The sequence below is a fragment of the Photobacterium angustum genome, from assembly GCF_002954615.1.
In the GTDB taxonomy this organism is placed as follows: Bacteria; Pseudomonadota; Gammaproteobacteria; order Enterobacterales; family Vibrionaceae; genus Photobacterium; species Photobacterium angustum_A.
This window is the reverse complement of sequence record NZ_MSCJ01000003.1, coordinates 1,018,727-1,034,418: the sequence shown is the minus strand read 5'-3', so window position 1 is coordinate 1,034,418 and position 15,692 is coordinate 1,018,727. Positions and strand designations below refer to the sequence as shown.

The window sequence follows — 15,692 nt, the reverse complement described above, 5'->3', positions numbered from 1 at the left end:
CTATACTGCGCAAGTTTTAAACTCACTATTATAAATAGAATACATAAAGCACTGGATTTACGCTCCAGCTCGCAGAAGGAAAAAACATGTCTCAATACGTTGTATGTGCGCTGTATAAATTTGTCGCATTAGATAACTACCAAGAAATTCGCCAACCATTAACTGAATTGCTCGAAGCTAATCACATTCGTGGCACACTGCTTCTTGCTAGTGAAGGGATCAATGGCACCGTAGCAGGTAAACGAGAATCTATTGACGCGTTACTAGCTTGGTTTAAACAAGATCCGCGCTTAGCTGACGTTGTTTATAAAGAATCATTTAATGCAGAGCAGCCATTTAACCGCACCAAAGTAAAACTGAAGAAAGAAATCGTTACTATGGGTGTCGAGGGGATCGATCCTCGTCACGTAGTGGGAACCTACGTAAAACCTAACGAATGGAATGCATTAATTTCAGATCCTGATGTTGTTCTGGTTGATACTCGTAACGATTACGAAGTCGATATTGGTACATTCAAAAACGCCGTAAATCCAAATACAGAAACCTTCCGTGAATTCCCACAATACGTGAAAGACAACCTCGATCCTAACAAACACAAAAAGGTTGCGATGTTCTGTACTGGCGGTATTCGTTGTGAAAAATCAACCGCATACATGAAAGAGCAAGGGTTTGAAGAAGTTTATCACCTTGAAGGTGGTATTCTTAAATACCTTGAAGAAGTCCCACAAGAAGAAAGCATGTGGGAAGGCGACTGCTATGTGTTTGATGGGCGAGTTGCAGTAAACCACCAACTAGAAAAAAGTGATTACGATGTGTGTAATGCCTGTCGATTACCTATCACACAAGAAGAACAATTATCAGAGCATTTTGAAAAAGGCGTAAGTTGTCCAAAATGTATTGATAAACACAGTGATGAGCAAAAAGCCCGTTTCCGTGAACGTGAAAAACAAGTGCAATTAGCGAATGCGCGTGGTGAAACTCATGTCGGTGGTGATGCAGCTCAACTGATAGAACAACGTAAAAAAGCCAAACTGGCCCATAAAGAGCAGCAACGCTCAGCTAAAAAGTAAGATACAAACAATATCTGCTTTTAAATATAAATACACAAAAGGAATAAACAGCCATGTTTATTCCTTTTTTAATAACTCTGCTTATGTGTTGGTTTTTCACTTAATATTAGATGCATACAGTCAATCTATAGCCAGCTAAATATTCCTCACACAATTAGAAATTGTACACTGTTCAGTTTGTGTTAATAATCTATTCATATACTTGCCGACCTAAACAAATAGCGTCAGTCACATAGTAGATCAACCGTCTGCTTTTACTTATTCATATAATTATAAAAAATACATAAATATCAACAAATAAGCTTATAGCGTAAGTCTGTTTACTGATAGGAGTTAACATGCGATTAAAAACAGCTTTCATTTTATTATCACTTACTTTGCTATCTCAAGTAGCAGTTGCGAACGATAATATCATTGGTGGATCTATTGGCTATGGAGCCCAAAATTTTAAACTGAAATATGATGCCAATGATGGTGATACCGTCCCATTTGATGTTTATTATCGTCATATGCTTAGCGATTACATGGGTGTAGAAGCCGGTTACACCCGAAGCTCCGATGGTATTTTAAGCGATTTTGCCAGCATACTATCAACGGCTTATGTATCGTCATACGGTGGGCCACGTTTATCACTGTACGGGCAATACCCATTAAGTCACGGTAATGCACTGTACGCAAAAGTTGGTGTAGCGTATCACGATGTTGCTTATACAGTGAAAGACGTAAAACATCATGAAAGTAAGGTTGGTGGCGATCTACAAGTGGGTTGGGAAAAACGCTTTCACAACGGAATGGGTATCAACGTAGGTTACCAGTTTGCTCACAGCTCCATTTTAACCATGAACAATTTGTACGTCGGCACAAGCTATCGTTTTTAATAGCCTCACTTAGCTCAACGTATTATCCGCTACAGGGGATAACACAATAATATCCTTTATAGCGGATAAATTGAAAATATCCGCTGCAAGGGATATACTTTAAATATCCTTTATAGCGGATAATTTAAAGTGGGAACCATGCAAATCACATCAGCTAAAATGCTCGCCAATGCAGTGCGAGATCAACGTAAAGCCCAAAGCAGAACCCAAAGTGATACAGCTAAACTGGTCGGTATTAAACAAACCACCGTATCTGCGTTCGAAAATAACCCAGAAAGTACCAAGCTAGAAACGCTTTTTAAATTACTCGCAGCATTAGATCTAGAGCTGCATGTTCAACCGCGTAACACAAACAGCGAACCACACACCACGGAACAGAAATGGAATGAGGAGTGGTAAACATGGATGTGTTAACGGTTGCAATGAATGGGATCTTAGTCGGCAGCTTAACCAAAGCAAGCTCTGGTGCTATATCGTTTCAATATGATCCAACATGGTTATCACGAGCAGGAGCCCGTGCGATCTCACTTTCTATGCCGTTACGCCACGATGCTTATCATGGTGATATTCCTTACAATTTCTTCGATAACTTATTGCCTGATAACGAAGAAATTCGTAGTCGTATTCAATCACGCTTTCAAGCGGCTACCAAACGCCCCTTTGATCTACTAAGTAAAATAGGCGGCGATTGTGTTGGTGCTATTCAGCTTTATTCACCACAACATAGCCTACACGATGTAAGGCAAATACAAGCAGAACCATTAACCGAATCTCGAATGGCGCAGGTATTACGAGGTTACCAAAGCGATGCGCCACTCGGCATGCTAGATGATATGGACGACTTTCGTATATCTATAGCCGGCGCACAGGAAAAAACGGGCTTGTTATGGTATCAAAATCAGTGGCAATTACCGTTAGGTTCGACCCCAACCAGCCATATTCTGAAATTGCCAATCGGGATCTTACCGCACAAAAACATAGACTTAAGCGATAGCTGTGAAAACGAATGGTTATGTTTAAAAATCGCGGCTGCATTTGGCTTTGAAGTGAACGATGCCACCATCATCTATGTTGAAGAAGTAAAAGCATTAGCGTTAACGCGCTTTGATCGTCGATGGTCACAAGACGGCAGTTGGCTTATGCGTTTGCCCCAAGAAGACATGTGCCAAGCGTTAGGTGTTGCACCCGCATTAAAATATGAATCAGACGGTGGGCCAAACATTGCCAGTATCATGCAATTTCTATTAGGTTCACGAACATCAACCCAAGATCGAGAAGTGTTTTTCAAAGCACAGATCTTGTTTTGGTTGTTAGCAGCCATTGATGGACACGGTAAAAACTTCAGCTTATTTCTAGAACCTGAAAGTCGTTACAGCATGACACCGTTATACGACATCATTTCAGCTTATCCTTTAATGGATTCAAACAGCATTCCGAAACAGAAAGCAAAAATGGCAATGGCATTAACGGGCACCAAGAAATATTACAAATGGCAAACCATTCAGCCTCGACATTTTTTAAGTACGGCTAAAGCGGTTGGATTTTCTACCCAGCGTGCTAATGAATTAATGACAGAAATGAAGAACCAAGCGCCAAGTGCGATAGAAAAAGTCCGACAGCAATTACCCAACGATTTTCCTACTGATATTAGTGAATCGATATTTAATGGGGTATTAAAGCAAGCAGGGCGATTGGCATAAAACCAAGTTATTCGTATAAAAAAGGCATGAGCAAACAACTCATGCCTTAAATACTCTTGCTTTAATTACTCTGGTCTTAATACTTATGCCTTCAGAATCAGGGCTTAATTAGCCAAGAGTAGGATAGTCGGTATAACCGTGATCATTACCGCCAAATAGCGTCGCACCATCCAGATCTGCTAAAGGTTGTTGGTGCTGTAGTCGTGAGACAAAATCAGGGTTTGCCACAAACGGACGACCAAACGCCACCAAATCTGCATAGCCTTTATTAAGCACTTCATCCGCACGCGCTTGCGTATAACTACCCGCAACAATGATTGTATTAGTGAAATACTCACGCAGATCAATTCTAAACTGCTCTGGGATCACTGGCGCATCATCCCAATCCGCTTCTGATAAATGCAGGTAACCAATGTCACGGGCTTGAAGTTGTTTTGCTGCCTCTAAAATAGTCGGCACAATATCAGGGCAATTCATATCTTTAAAAGTGATGAATGGCGCAAGTCGAACACCCACTTTGTTAGCACCAATGATATTACTCACAGCATCAACAACTTCTACTAAGAAGCGAATACGATTTTCTCTAGTGACACCGTAACTATCTGTACGATGATTAGAGTTAGTACGCAAGAACTGATCGATAAGATAGCCATTACCGCCGTGAATTTCGACACCATCAAATCCCGCATCAATGGCGCGTTTTGCAGCATAAGCAAAATCTGCGATAACCCGATCAATATCTGCTTGTGTCATTGCTCTTGGTTCAACACAATCGACCATATTGCCATTGCCTTGTTCATCCGCAATCCACACTTTAGTTTCAACAGGTTTAAGTGCCGATGGTGCAATCGGCTTCTCTCCATTTTGGAATACAGGGTGAGACACACGACCTACATGCCATAGCTGACAAAACATCGCCGCGCCGTTCTTATGTACCGCTTGCGTTACCGAATTCCAACCCGCTACTTGCTCATCGGTATAAACACCAGGCGTAAACGAATAGCCTTGCGAATCATCAGAAATCTGCGTCGCTTCAGAGATTATTAATCCTGCGCTGGCACGTTGTTGGTAATAACTCGCCATCATCGCGTTTGGAACATTACCCGGCTGACTACTACGCGCACGTGTCATCGGTGCCATAACAATACGGTTTTGTAGATTCAATTCGTTAAGCTGTGTTGATTCAAAAAGCTTGCTCATTATCGACACCTTATTTAAGAAGTGGTACGTGGGTTTTAACGCTGAATGATTCCATCCAATCCTTTACTGCGTTGTCCCACTTGATCTCAGGCGCACTAAAGAACCCACGTAAAATAGAGAACATAATCGCGCCATCAATCAAACGAACAGGTTGGTTAGTCTCTAACTTCAAGATCGTTTTTGCTTGCTGAATAAGAGACTCAACGTCATTAGCGATGCTCGGGGTATCTTGCAATAACGCATCAAAATTTAACTCGTCTGATTCTTTCTTGGCTCGCCAAGCTTGTCGGGCAGAGTCAGTTTCAAACTCAGCTAACGCCATGTTTGACCAACGTGGATAGCCGATTTTTTGTAATGGAAGAAACGCGTTTTTTTGCCAATCAAACACAGCCTTAGAAATCTCAATTGTTTCGATAGAATGTGCTAACTCAATGAAATACTGAATAATATCTAAGCTTTCTGCTAAAGCTTCGCCATCATCTTTAATCAAAAGAGGCACTTGCTTAGTACCGATGAGCGCATTCGTGGTTTTGTCATCATCATAAGCAATACAAGTTACCGTCAGTGGGATATTCAACATTCCAGCCACATAACGGACGCGAGCACTAAAAGGGCAATGTTCATAAATATAAAGCTTCATCGTTATTTCCTATTTAGCCATTTTTGTTTTGATGGTGTCAGTATATTCATTGGATAGAATTTGATAATTGGGGTAAATTTAAAAAGATTATTCGGCTGAGCTGAACAATAAACAAAAGGAAAGGGCATGGATAAGTTTTCTGATATGACGTTATTTATCAGTATCGTTAAAAATCAAGGCATGGCCGCAGCAGGCAGAGAGTTAGGTTTATCTCCCGCAACGGTAACAGCTAGGCTGCAAGCATTAGAAGATCGCTACGGTGTTAAGCTACTTAATCGCAGTACTAGGCATATCTCTTTAACCGAATCTGGTGCGCTATACCATCAAGCCTGTTTAGAGATCATCGATAGCGTAAAAGAGACAGAAAACTTACTTCAAACCGGTAGCCAAGAAGTACGTGGGACGCTAAAGATCTCGGCGCCACGAGACATAGGTAAACAATACATCTCATCAATCATATCGGCATTTTGCGAACGATACCCAGATGTAGTGCCGTACTTATATTTAGACGATAAGCTCACCAACTTAGCAGAATCGGGGATTGATATTGTGATCCGATACGGTGAACTGGCAGACAGTAACCTGATCTCTCGTAAACTGGCAGCCAGCAGGCGAGTGTTATGTGCAACGCCCGAATACTTGGCAAGCAAAGGCACACCCGTTACACCGCAAGATCTCGCCGATCACCATTGTTTAGCCATGATCCGCAGTAATGAAGAACTTAAAACATGGCACTTTACAGACGACAACCAGCAAACAGTGATAACCCTAGTACCGAAACGTTTTTCAGATGATGGCGAAGTGATCCGCCAGTGGGCATTAGATGGAGCAGGCATTGCATTAAAGTCGATATTAGATATTCAGCACGACATACAAGAGCAACGATTAGTGACAGTGCTTGATGGTTACATGAAGAACTTCAACGCATCGACATCTTCAGCCAGTGCCGACTTAAACGTGATTTACCAAAGCCGCCAGTATCAACCTAAACGGCTTCGATTGTTTATTGAGTTCTTGTTGGAGCGATTTGGTGAAAGGTTGGGGTAGTGGTTATAAAGAAAGGATAATTATGAGCAAAGCTACTGATGGTAAAATTAAGATCAATCGCTCTACTCATTTTCTGAAAATAATGAAGAAGTGTTGGATCCGATACTCCAATTATGTAGAGAGGGCCTGATGCGTATTTAACTCAATTTCTATCGTTAAATCACCTTTTAGATAGGCTTTAAGGTCATTATGCTAATATCGCGTTCTCATGTATGTGTATGTGTTCGTCATACGCCTCACTTGCACCATCGCGCAGTAACATAGAGAGATCTTCAAATTCAGGGTTTATTTCTGGATCTTCTGATAACAGTCCATCAATGGACCACGAACTTTTCTTGTCGATATTATTAAAAATCTCGGCAGGAAGCTTTTGACCTTCAAATAACTGGTTATATTTTTCATGATTGAGCTTCACACCCGAAAAATCTAACCCTGTTTTCTTACAAAACAGCATCAAGAGCTTTAAATGAGATCTGCTTTTGACATAATCCCAATAACCCGTACCAAGAACATCGTAAATTGGTATCTGAACACCACTAACATCAATAGTGCGACATATAACGATTCCAACGTTAAAGTGTTCGCCATCAAGACCACGTTTAGCGGCATTAGCCATATCTTGACTTAGATTAGACTTATCGTACTCAGCAACGAAATAGACTTTGGGCCTTTGATTACAACAAGAGTATTTAGCTAAGTTTTGAGCTACAAACCCAACGCTTTTATACCAGTGGTAATTATATGGTGGAGTAGTGTTATCACTTCTTCCGAGCAACCACTCTGGATTAATATTAAATGTATTACCAAGTTGTGTAATACCCTCATCTGTCATTGCATCGATAAGAGATTTGTCATCCAAATAATCGGATCGTAGAAACTCTCCAGGTTTAAAAAATTTGGGAACATCAAATGCGTCAACTCCATACGCATCAAAACATAATCTTAACCGAGTACACATCAACTTTAGCATTAGTTCACTACTCATTTTCAACACCATTTCCTTATAATGAATATGAAGTCATATGACTAATACTTTATAAATTATCTTTAGTAATGGCAAAAAATAACTATCACTATTACCGTATTTCGAAACCTCTATCACAATAAAAATATAAATAACCCATATAAAATTGTAACTATTCTTTTAGTTTTGTGCTTTTATAACCAAAAGTAACCTTTGTATGAGATGGTTTCTGTCATCTTTTTTTATCAAGATTAACGTAAATACTAATAAAAGATTGTATATATTGACCATCACGACAATGCAATCAAAAACCACATGTAAGAGTGATTGGATAACCTAACAACCTTCAAGCTATAAGAACCAAGCAAGACAATTATACAGAGCAAGCACAAGTATTTTGTCTAATTTCTTGGCTAGTTGTATTCGTCTCTTTCTTAGCTATCCTCTAAGACACCTTGCCAACAGTGTTATCCCAATTTGATTAACCCACCTGCCGATAGATGGCTGTTATATTTATTCTTATAGCTTGTAAAAACAATTATACAGCAGACACTTAATGATAATCTTCTGTGAATTGGTGATTTGGTTTTGTGTTATTTCTAGATCTTTTACATATGCATAATAAGCAAGAGCGACTGGATAATATCAATAATACCTTTCTTGATTGAAAATACATCAAGAATGCCTAGTTACCAAGCCATCAAATGGCTATATAATTCAACGTGTATCACTTTTACAAAAGAGAGCCTTAAGGGAAATGAAACTTAAAAATCTTGATAGACAAATTAACCTATTATGCCCAACTTGTGGCTCCATAGACTTTAATGAGCATGGAGAGTCTGAATCTGTTACTTGCCTTCAGTGCGGACGGCAGCTTACTCGTGATGAGCTTATTGAGGAGAACTCTGAATTAATTTCAGAAGTTAAAAATGAATTAGCAAAAGATGCGACTAAACAGATAGAAGCTGAAATGAAGAAAATGTTCAAAGACGCATTTAAAGGTCACAAAAATATAAAGTTTAGGTAAAAGGATCAAGAAAAATGGAATTTGGTGACGGTATCGCATTTTTGGCTTTATGTCTTTCTGGATACGCTACTTTGCGAACGATTCAATTTAACAAGAAACAAGACTCCTTCATTGAGGAACAAACAAAGCTGAGCAATATACTATTAAGAAAAGAAACAGATGAATTGCTTAAAAACAATAAAGCTGATTTGGGTGCAAATCTCATTAGGCTTGGTAATTCCAAGTATCGATTAAAAGTCTTTAACAAAGGTAATGCAGAAGCTAAAAATGTAACGGTCGAATTTTTAGAGGGGTCATGTTTAGTCCCAGAATCTGAATTACAGAGCAAGCTTCCATATAGTTCATTAGAAAAACATGAATACATCGAGTTCATAGCTTCAGTACACATGCAAACACCGAGAAAACACAAACTGAAGCTTTGCTGGTCTGATGAATATAAAAATTTCAATGAAAAATACACAGACATCTGCATATAAGTATCGAGTAGTAATACGAACAGCCTCAATTTAATCTTTTGCTAGATTAAGATGCACTCGGTGTAAGGCATATCATGAAAAAGCAAGCATAGTGGTAGTTGAAGATAATCAAATTTCTTTAGCTAGTAATCTAACCAAAGGTGACTTTAAGGGAAGTATCTATCTTGCATTTAAATCGTTTAATATAAAAACTATGTTATTGTTTTGTAGTGTTTTTTGCAATATCGGAGATAATGCTACAAATGTTATATCGTGTTTGAGAAAATTAATGAAAAATATAAATCAAACTTCGTCAGTTGGGCGCTTTAAAAGTCTATTCAAGAGATGGAAATCCAATAAAGAAAGTGAGACTCAATTTGTCGACCTAGCCGCAACAGATGGTGCAGATGATTGCGGCAAATATTGCGAAGCGATCGAGTACGCGCTAACTCGACCAGATGTTTTTAACATAGCAATAACTGGCCCATATGGTTCAGGGAAGAGCAGTGTAATAAAGGCCTTCTTAAAATCAAGTAAGCATGAAGCGTTACAAATATCCTTAGCTACCTTCGCTTCTGCTTCATCAACAGATAATGATAGTGACGAACCATCAGACTCCGCATCTAATAGCTCAACAATAAATAGACAAGATGTGGAGCGTAGCATTCTGCAGCAGATGGTTTACAAAGAAAATGCTAGAAAAATCCCTCTATCAAGATTCAAGCGCATAGAGTCGCCAACTTATTTAGGCCTAAAGTCACTTTACTTAACAGCTGGTGGCTTGTCGTCTTACTATATTTACAATCATATCTCAGATATCACCAAAGGCTCATTCCTTAATCCTTCCACTTTATCAAATGCTCTCGACATAGGCATATTTGCTTTCACGGTCTGTTTTATCTGGTCTTTAGTGCGCATCTTGTACGGAAAGAGTTTTGGCCTATCCCTAAAGGGGCTTTCACTCAAAAATATAGAGATAAAACCGTCTTCAGATGATGAGTCATCAATTCTGAATCGTCACCTTGATGAGATCATCTACTTTTTCCAAAAGACTAAATATGACCTAGTGATTATAGAGGACTTGGATAGATTCAATGATCATGAGGTGTTTATTACCTTAAGAGAGATAAACACCTTAATTAACAATAACAGCGACATAAAAAAGCGAGTGCGCTTCATTTACGCATTACGTGATGACATGTTTGAAAGCACAGATCGCACAAAGTTTTTCGAATTTATTGTACCGATTATTCCAATTGTTAACTCAAGTAACGCTATCGATAAGGTATTAGAGCACACTAAGAGAATAGGTATTCAAGAAAAACTCAATGACCAGTTCTTACGCGAAGTCTCACGCTACCTAGATGATCTACGTCTTATCCGGAATGTGTTTAATGAGTATGTAATTTACCAATCACGACTAGAGGACGCTTCAGTAGAGACGCTTGACCGAAACAAGTTACTGGCAGTACTTATATATAAAAACGTCTATCCTAGTGACTTTGAGCTATTACACCGTAATGATGGCATTCTCTCTGAGATACTGAATCTTCGTAATGAATTAACCGCAAAATTAGAAACAGATTACGATCAAAAGATAGAGCAAATTGAGAACGATATCACTATCATCGAAGATCAGCTCCCAGTAAATATACAAGAATTAAATTCCATATTTATTATGGCCATCCTTGAGCATCTTCCTGAAGGGATAGAACTGTTAAAAGACTATCAAGGGCATTGGCGACCTTTAGAGCATTATAAAAATAGCGATGACAGCTTAAGGAGCGTACTATCATCTACTTTAATTACTGCTTTGGACGTGGGGCGTAATGAGAAATATTTTAATCCTAAAACAAAACTAAAAGAATGCTATTCATTAGATGCTTACAAAGACCGTTATGATTTAATTATAAATAAAACAACCAACAAAAAAGATGAACATTTACAAAATATTCGTAAATTAAGAGAAAAGCGTGCAGCATTGCGAAAAGTAAAGCTTCGTGAAATCTTGCGTCATGATTATGAAAAATTAAATAAATTCTTTAGCAAGCTCAAAGGGAACAGTGATCTTGCTCGGTATCTAATACTAGAAGGGTATTTAGACGATAGTTATTACCAATACACTTCCTTATTTCATGCAGGACGACTGTCTCCAAGCGACAATGCGTTTTTAAGGAAAATCCGTGCGTTTAATACACCTGAGCCTACTTTCCAGATTGATAACCCAAAAGAAGTTATTGCTGATATGAGGGAAGAGGATTTTGGCCAAGACTACGTATTAAATATAAAAATCATAGATACCCTTTGTTCAAATAGCAGTTTGTATAAAAAACAGCTAACTATGATGAATGAATTTATCATAAAGTCATTCGCAAAAATTGAGGACTCTATAATTGCTTATTATGATGCTGGTGGCCAAGTAGGTTGTTTTATTAGACAACTAATGGATGATTATCCTTCATTCGTTCTTAAAGCAACGGAAGGGAAATATGCATACAAGCATGCTGCACTGATACTGACTCATCTAGAAAGTAATAAATTAGAAAAGCTTAATGGTGAGACGTCAAGATTTAAGGAATACTTATCTTCAAATCTTAAAGAAGTTCTAAATGAAGCCCCTGAACTCGATGCAGAGAAGCTAGTTGTTAGTAACGTGAACGTAAAAGATCTTTCTAGTATTCATGAGCACAAAAATATTGCATCTAAGCTAGTTGAGGAAGGGAAGTTCGAAATAAATACCTTCAATATAGAGTACATTATTAAAGATTTGCTCAATACCGGCAGCAAGAGTGATATCGAAACCAAGAACTACACAACAATTCTAAACTCTGGTAGCCATGGACTGATTAACAAGATCAACAGTAATTTAGATACTTACTTAATTGATGTACTAAATAAGCTTGGACAAAATAAGCAAGAAGATCCAGAAACAATAGTCAAACTGCTAAGCAAGACTAATGTAGATATTGAACTGGTAAAATCTGTTGTGGCGAATCAGACGTTAAAAATCCCTCACTTGGAAGCTATACCTAAAACACTATGGACCTTTGCTATAAGCAATAACTTAATTGAACCTAGTTTAGATAACTGTAAGAGCTATTTAGGTGAAGATGAGTATTATGATAAAGGTGAGCTTCTCAAGTTCTTAAATAGACCTAATGTATACAGTGCATTATCAAGCAAGCAACTACCAGAAAAAGAAACTGAGGCGCTGGAAGCATTTATTATAAATGCAAAGGAGCTAAATAATGATGCTTACCAAGCTTATTTATCTGTGTTTTTCTATAGCCACCCTGATCTCCCTGAAGGCTTGAGCGACGAAAAAACCCTTATCATGATAAATGCAGATGTCCTTTGCTTTACCGCAACAAATTTAAATGCCTTATCAGGCAATGAAGGTTTGTTGGTCCCATTCATTACTCGAAATATTGATGAGTTCATACAGAAAATTGACGATTTCAGAGTTGATAATCTTACTTATGTAGATCTACTTTCACAGGAAATATCGATTGAGCACAAGGTTGAAATAGTAAAGGCTATTAATATATCGATGATAGAAGGCTCAGCTCTCGCACAGGCCATTGCCTCAATTATAAACATTATGATGGATGAGAGATGTAAGGACAGTGACTTAAGTGGTGAGTTGGTTATCGGTATTATGAATGAAGTAATGTCAGAACAGGATCTTATGGCTCTATTAATAAAATTTGGTGAGCAGCTGAGTAAAGATGAAATCAAAAATACTTTAAAAAACTTAAAAGGAAAAATTGCAGATATTGTTCAGAAGATCAGTGGTCATGTGAAACTTGAAATCACACCAGAGAATGAAAAGCTGGTGAAGTTACTCAAAACTAAAAATATTATATCTAGCTCCAGTAAAGAAAGTCACGAAATAAGAGTAAATCTGTACCGCAAAAATAAAGAGAACGCTTAAAGAGTTAGGGTTGTGTGGTAACCAAACGTAAGGCTGGTTACCGCACTCCCTGAAAGCTAGAAGGACTCAAAATTATCCAATTCAAAATCATCATTGAGTTTTGGGAATCTACCAAGACCAACCTCTCCAGTACCAATCTCAGTAAGCTTTAAATCGAAAAAATTACGCTTTAAGTGCCTTCATTCATTGCCGAACGTACTATAAAATTTAAGTCATAATAGAATTATTGACAGATGATCATCGATAAAGGTTATAGAGATGAGGTAGAACTAACTACCTACATTCTCATCCACCAATTCAGTTTGGTTAGGTACCCACCATAGAACAAATGTAGCAACAACCACCGAGATAAAACCACACAGCAACAGGTTTAGATTTGGGATTAATGCATTAAAAGCGAAAATCAAAATGACTGGAAGAACTGACGTAAACATTCCAAATAGTTTTCTTCGCCGATTCCATTTTATAAGTGCTGAACATTTCACACAGCGATATTGAGTTGTATATTTGCTAAATAACAAATAGCTAAGGGAAATAGGAGAGTGACAGTTAGGGCATTGATGCTTAGCCATAAAGATTCCTAAGTGTTGTGTTTGTCGTGTAATCCAACGTAAACATTACCAAGTTAGCTCATCTATTTATAAACATTTACACAAAGCAAGGTTAACGCTGGCGACCATCTCACATAATGATGAATCGCCATGTATCGATTAAAACTTGTTTTCACTGTTATATTTGTTAGTGATTTTGAAATCATTGAGGTCTAAGTCTTCTAAAAACTCAAAACCATGATGCTCATGGTAATACCAAGCAGCAAAGCCAATGATCGCAAGTACAATTAATTTTTTCATACAATCCTTTGTTTTGTTAACAGTTAAACCAACAACGGCAATCCATGCCGTGTATCCAAGGAAAATAATATACAAAACAATAACGCTGTGATTGCAGTATCAAATGGCCAATCTGTGTATTAAGCAAATGAATAACACTGAAACAGATTCAAATACCAATACAAGTTGTGATGATTGTTATGGTTAAGACGAGAAGCTAAGTAATATTTATACGCCCTTAACGATTAATGAATTAATGATAGGGCGCATAACAATCAAACAGAATGTTGTTTAGATAAGTTTTTTAAGTGTAATTGTTCGGTTTCATCATTATCTGGCATACGTAAATACTCTAAACGTCCATAACAAAATTGGATACGATTTAAGGTAAATATATGATTTTCATGTTGATTCATCCAATCTTTAATACCATCCAATAAAACAACATCTTTAGGTAACGGTGTTTTAAATTCGCCGTCACCCGTAAATACAACTAATGACTTAATGTGTTCTTCTGGTACAAAGTCGAAAAGGGCTTGAATTGCTTTAATATGCTTGTAATTTTGATGGATAGGGTTTTGAAAATACGAACGCTTTTTGAATAGCACTTGCATCCATTTCTTTTGTTTCGGATCTCCATATATCCAGCCACTATAGTGCTTAGTTTCAACAACAAACACGCCTCTGGTACAAATTAAGATATGATCAATTTGGGTTGTGCTGCCATCAATAGGCAAAGTTACATTGTTTATAACAATGCCAGCAATTTGCTCATCCATTAGATAAGCGTTCAATCTCTTAGAAACTAATCGTTCACCAATGTTAAGTCTAGACTTCTCAACATCAAATATTTTTCTTTTGGCAAAAGCAACGCCGCAAATAAAGCTGAACAATAATCCAAAAATGTAAATGAAATCAAACATAAGAAACCCGAAATTAAAAGCGAGAATTTACCACTGTGTAACTATATTCACTACAATTTAATTGAATCTTTTGAAAAAGCTTTGTCAGTACTTAAACGAATTTCATCTGTAGTTTCCGCTATGTTTTTCTTTATAAGAGGGATGTATTTATAGTTCAGTCTGTAAGATGTAGCTAACGTTGTATTTCCAGTAAGTGAAATTATGTTATCAGAGTTAGCTCCCCATATTTTCTCTGTACCAACCGTATCTTGAAGTATAAATTTTGAAAGGATATTAGCTGTAGATGGATAATCTTTAGCTTCTATGTATTGACTGTACTTCTTTGTGAGCTGATTAACTAAGCTGGTATAAAAGTATTCCTTTTCTTGAGCTGGCATTGAGATAACAAAAATATTAACTTGGATACGATACAAAGATTGTGTTTTTTGAGTAAAGAAAAGCGAAACTTTAGCTAATTCACCAGCGACTTTAGTTGAATAGCTAAAAATTCGAGCATCTGGCTTATTATTAAGATATTTTTCATTATATTGATTATAAAGTATTGAAGTCCCAGGATTAATCGGTATTTTTTCCAACTTAGATCGCTTTTTAAAGGCTAGAATATTCATTCCATACTTCCAACCATCAAATGTATCTAGCGCTGTAAGTCCATATTCATAATCTTCAGCACAGGGAAAGTCCTGAAATACAACTTTATCATCAATAGTGCACTTATATATTTCTGCAGCACTCGTTGCCGAACTAAGTGAGACAAGTAAAACAGATAAAGCTAGTTTGTAATTATTCATATCTTTCCTTGATTGAATATAATACGTTTAAATATCAACTACTAATTATCATAATCTACAGAAGCGAATAAACTTTAATCAGTAATAAATGCGAGTGATGATCGTAAATTAAGATAAAATAAACACTTATACCTAAATTGATGTTGATGACACTTTACATTGGGATCTATACCTTTGGTGCGCATTATGTACCTTATGTTAAATAAAGGAAACATTGATTTTAGTTTATGGATAGC

At 37.4% G+C, this 15,692-nt stretch carries 15 protein-coding genes; 8 read left to right on the top strand and 7 right to left on the bottom strand.

From position 1 onward, the window contains the following. Positions 1-86 precede the first annotated feature (86 nt). The 4 genes from BTO08_RS19345 (at position 87) to BTO08_RS19330 (ending at position 3,648) form a co-directional block, all read left to right on the top strand. A complete protein-coding gene (locus BTO08_RS19345; protein ID WP_045148919.1) occupies positions 87-1,070 on the top strand; it encodes a rhodanese-related sulfurtransferase in 984 nt (327 codons plus the stop codon). Positions 1,071-1,408: 338 nt separating this feature from the next. Then, positions 1,409-1,948, top strand: a complete 540-nt coding sequence (locus tag BTO08_RS19340) for a porin family protein (RefSeq protein WP_105062217.1) — start codon at positions 1,409-1,411, stop codon at positions 1,946-1,948. A 138-nt stretch (positions 1,949-2,086) separates the two neighbouring features. Beyond that, on the top strand, positions 2,087-2,347 hold the full coding sequence (locus BTO08_RS19335; RefSeq protein ID WP_005365223.1) for a helix-turn-helix domain-containing protein: 261 nt from the start codon (positions 2,087-2,089) through the stop codon (positions 2,345-2,347). Positions 2,348-2,349: 2 nt separating this feature from the next. Then, complete coding sequence (locus BTO08_RS19330) at positions 2,350-3,648, top strand: type II toxin-antitoxin system HipA family toxin (RefSeq protein WP_105062216.1); 1,299 nt, start codon at positions 2,350-2,352, stop codon at positions 3,646-3,648. A 108-nt stretch (positions 3,649-3,756) separates the two neighbouring features. Here BTO08_RS19330 and BTO08_RS19325 read toward each other — a convergent pair whose 3' ends face one another. Then, positions 3,757-4,848 carry an alkene reductase gene (locus BTO08_RS19325; protein WP_105062215.1) on the bottom strand — a complete coding sequence of 364 codons (1,092 nt, stop codon included), beginning with the start codon at positions 4,846-4,848 and terminating at the stop codon, positions 3,757-3,759. A gap of 10 nt (positions 4,849-4,858) precedes the next feature. After that, complete coding sequence (locus tag BTO08_RS19320) at positions 4,859-5,488, bottom strand: GrxB family glutaredoxin (protein WP_105062214.1); 630 nt, start codon at positions 5,486-5,488, stop codon at positions 4,859-4,861. A 126-nt stretch (positions 5,489-5,614) separates the two neighbouring features. On the opposite strand from BTO08_RS19320, the gene BTO08_RS19315 reads away from it, so the two are divergent. After that, positions 5,615-6,535, top strand: coding sequence for a LysR family transcriptional regulator (locus BTO08_RS19315; protein ID WP_105062213.1), 921 nt, complete (start codon positions 5,615-5,617; stop codon positions 6,533-6,535). Positions 6,536-6,722: 187 nt separating this feature from the next. Here the strand turns inward: BTO08_RS19315 and BTO08_RS19310 are convergent, their stop codons facing one another. Then, complete coding sequence (locus BTO08_RS19310) at positions 6,723-7,520, bottom strand: hypothetical protein (protein ID WP_105062212.1); 798 nt, start codon at positions 7,518-7,520, stop codon at positions 6,723-6,725. Between the two features lie 736 nt (positions 7,521-8,256). On the opposite strand from BTO08_RS19310, the gene BTO08_RS19305 reads away from it, so the two are divergent. The 3 genes from BTO08_RS19305 to BTO08_RS19295 all read left to right on the top strand — a co-directional run bounded on the left by BTO08_RS19305 (position 8,257) and on the right by BTO08_RS19295 (position 12,915). Continuing rightward, entirely contained in the window at positions 8,257-8,526 is a 270-nt protein-coding gene (locus BTO08_RS19305) for an ECs_2282 family putative zinc-binding protein (RefSeq protein WP_105062211.1), read from the top strand. 14 nt (positions 8,527-8,540) lie between these two features. Beyond that, on the top strand, positions 8,541-9,002 hold the full coding sequence (locus BTO08_RS19300) for a hypothetical protein (RefSeq protein ID WP_105062210.1): 462 nt from the start codon (positions 8,541-8,543) through the stop codon (positions 9,000-9,002). Positions 9,003-9,093: 91 nt separating this feature from the next. Continuing rightward, a complete protein-coding gene (locus tag BTO08_RS19295; protein ID WP_105062209.1) occupies positions 9,094-12,915 on the top strand; it encodes a DNA-binding protein in 3,822 nt (1,273 codons plus the stop codon). A 269-nt stretch (positions 12,916-13,184) separates the two neighbouring features. On the opposite strand, the gene BTO08_RS22405 is transcribed toward BTO08_RS19295, so the two are convergent. The 4 genes from BTO08_RS22405 to BTO08_RS19285 form a co-directional block, all read right to left on the bottom strand. Then, positions 13,185-13,349: a hypothetical protein gene (locus BTO08_RS22405; protein WP_198038511.1), complete on the bottom strand. Its 165-nt coding sequence runs from the start codon at positions 13,347-13,349 to the stop codon at positions 13,185-13,187. A gap of 276 nt (positions 13,350-13,625) precedes the next feature. Further along, a complete protein-coding gene (locus BTO08_RS22400; protein ID WP_173425626.1) occupies positions 13,626-13,766 on the bottom strand; it encodes a hypothetical protein in 141 nt (46 codons plus the stop codon). Between the two features lie 254 nt (positions 13,767-14,020). Then, complete coding sequence (locus BTO08_RS19290) at positions 14,021-14,668, bottom strand: nuclease-related domain-containing protein (protein ID WP_105062208.1); 648 nt, start codon at positions 14,666-14,668, stop codon at positions 14,021-14,023. Between the two features lie 50 nt (positions 14,669-14,718). After that, positions 14,719-15,456: a hypothetical protein gene (locus BTO08_RS19285; protein ID WP_105062207.1), complete on the bottom strand. Its 738-nt coding sequence runs from the start codon at positions 15,454-15,456 to the stop codon at positions 14,719-14,721. Between the last annotated feature and the right edge of the window lie 236 nt (positions 15,457-15,692).

Excerpts from the sequence above, each read along its gene's own strand:
- BTO08_RS19345 (WP_045148919.1), top strand. The coding sequence starts at position 87 with ATGTCTCAATACGTTGTATGTGCGCTGTATAAATTTGTCGCATTAGAT.
- BTO08_RS19340 (WP_105062217.1), top strand. The coding sequence starts at position 1,409 with ATGCGATTAAAAACAGCTTTCATTTTATTATCACTTACTTTGCTATCT.
- BTO08_RS19335 (WP_005365223.1), top strand. The coding sequence starts at position 2,087 with ATGCAAATCACATCAGCTAAAATGCTCGCCAATGCAGTGCGAGATCAA.
- BTO08_RS19330 (WP_105062216.1), top strand. The coding sequence starts at position 2,350 with ATGGATGTGTTAACGGTTGCAATGAATGGGATCTTAGTCGGCAGCTTA.
- BTO08_RS19325 (WP_105062215.1), bottom strand. The coding sequence starts at position 4,848 with ATGAGCAAGCTTTTTGAATCAACACAGCTTAACGAATTGAATCTACAA.
- BTO08_RS19320 (WP_105062214.1), bottom strand. The coding sequence starts at position 5,488 with ATGAAGCTTTATATTTATGAACATTGCCCTTTTAGTGCTCGCGTCCGT.
- BTO08_RS19315 (WP_105062213.1), top strand. The coding sequence starts at position 5,615 with ATGGATAAGTTTTCTGATATGACGTTATTTATCAGTATCGTTAAAAAT.
- BTO08_RS19310 (WP_105062212.1), bottom strand. The coding sequence starts at position 7,520 with ATGAGTAGTGAACTAATGCTAAAGTTGATGTGTACTCGGTTAAGATTA.
- BTO08_RS19305 (WP_105062211.1), top strand. The coding sequence starts at position 8,257 with ATGAAACTTAAAAATCTTGATAGACAAATTAACCTATTATGCCCAACT.
- BTO08_RS19300 (WP_105062210.1), top strand. The coding sequence starts at position 8,541 with ATGGAATTTGGTGACGGTATCGCATTTTTGGCTTTATGTCTTTCTGGA.
- BTO08_RS22405 (WP_198038511.1), bottom strand. The coding sequence starts at position 13,349 with ATGTTTACGTCAGTTCTTCCAGTCATTTTGATTTTCGCTTTTAATGCA.
- BTO08_RS22400 (WP_173425626.1), bottom strand. The coding sequence starts at position 13,766 with ATGAAAAAATTAATTGTACTTGCGATCATTGGCTTTGCTGCTTGGTAT.
- BTO08_RS19290 (WP_105062208.1), bottom strand. The coding sequence starts at position 14,668 with ATGTTTGATTTCATTTACATTTTTGGATTATTGTTCAGCTTTATTTGC.
- BTO08_RS19285 (WP_105062207.1), bottom strand. The coding sequence starts at position 15,456 with ATGAATAATTACAAACTAGCTTTATCTGTTTTACTTGTCTCACTTAGT.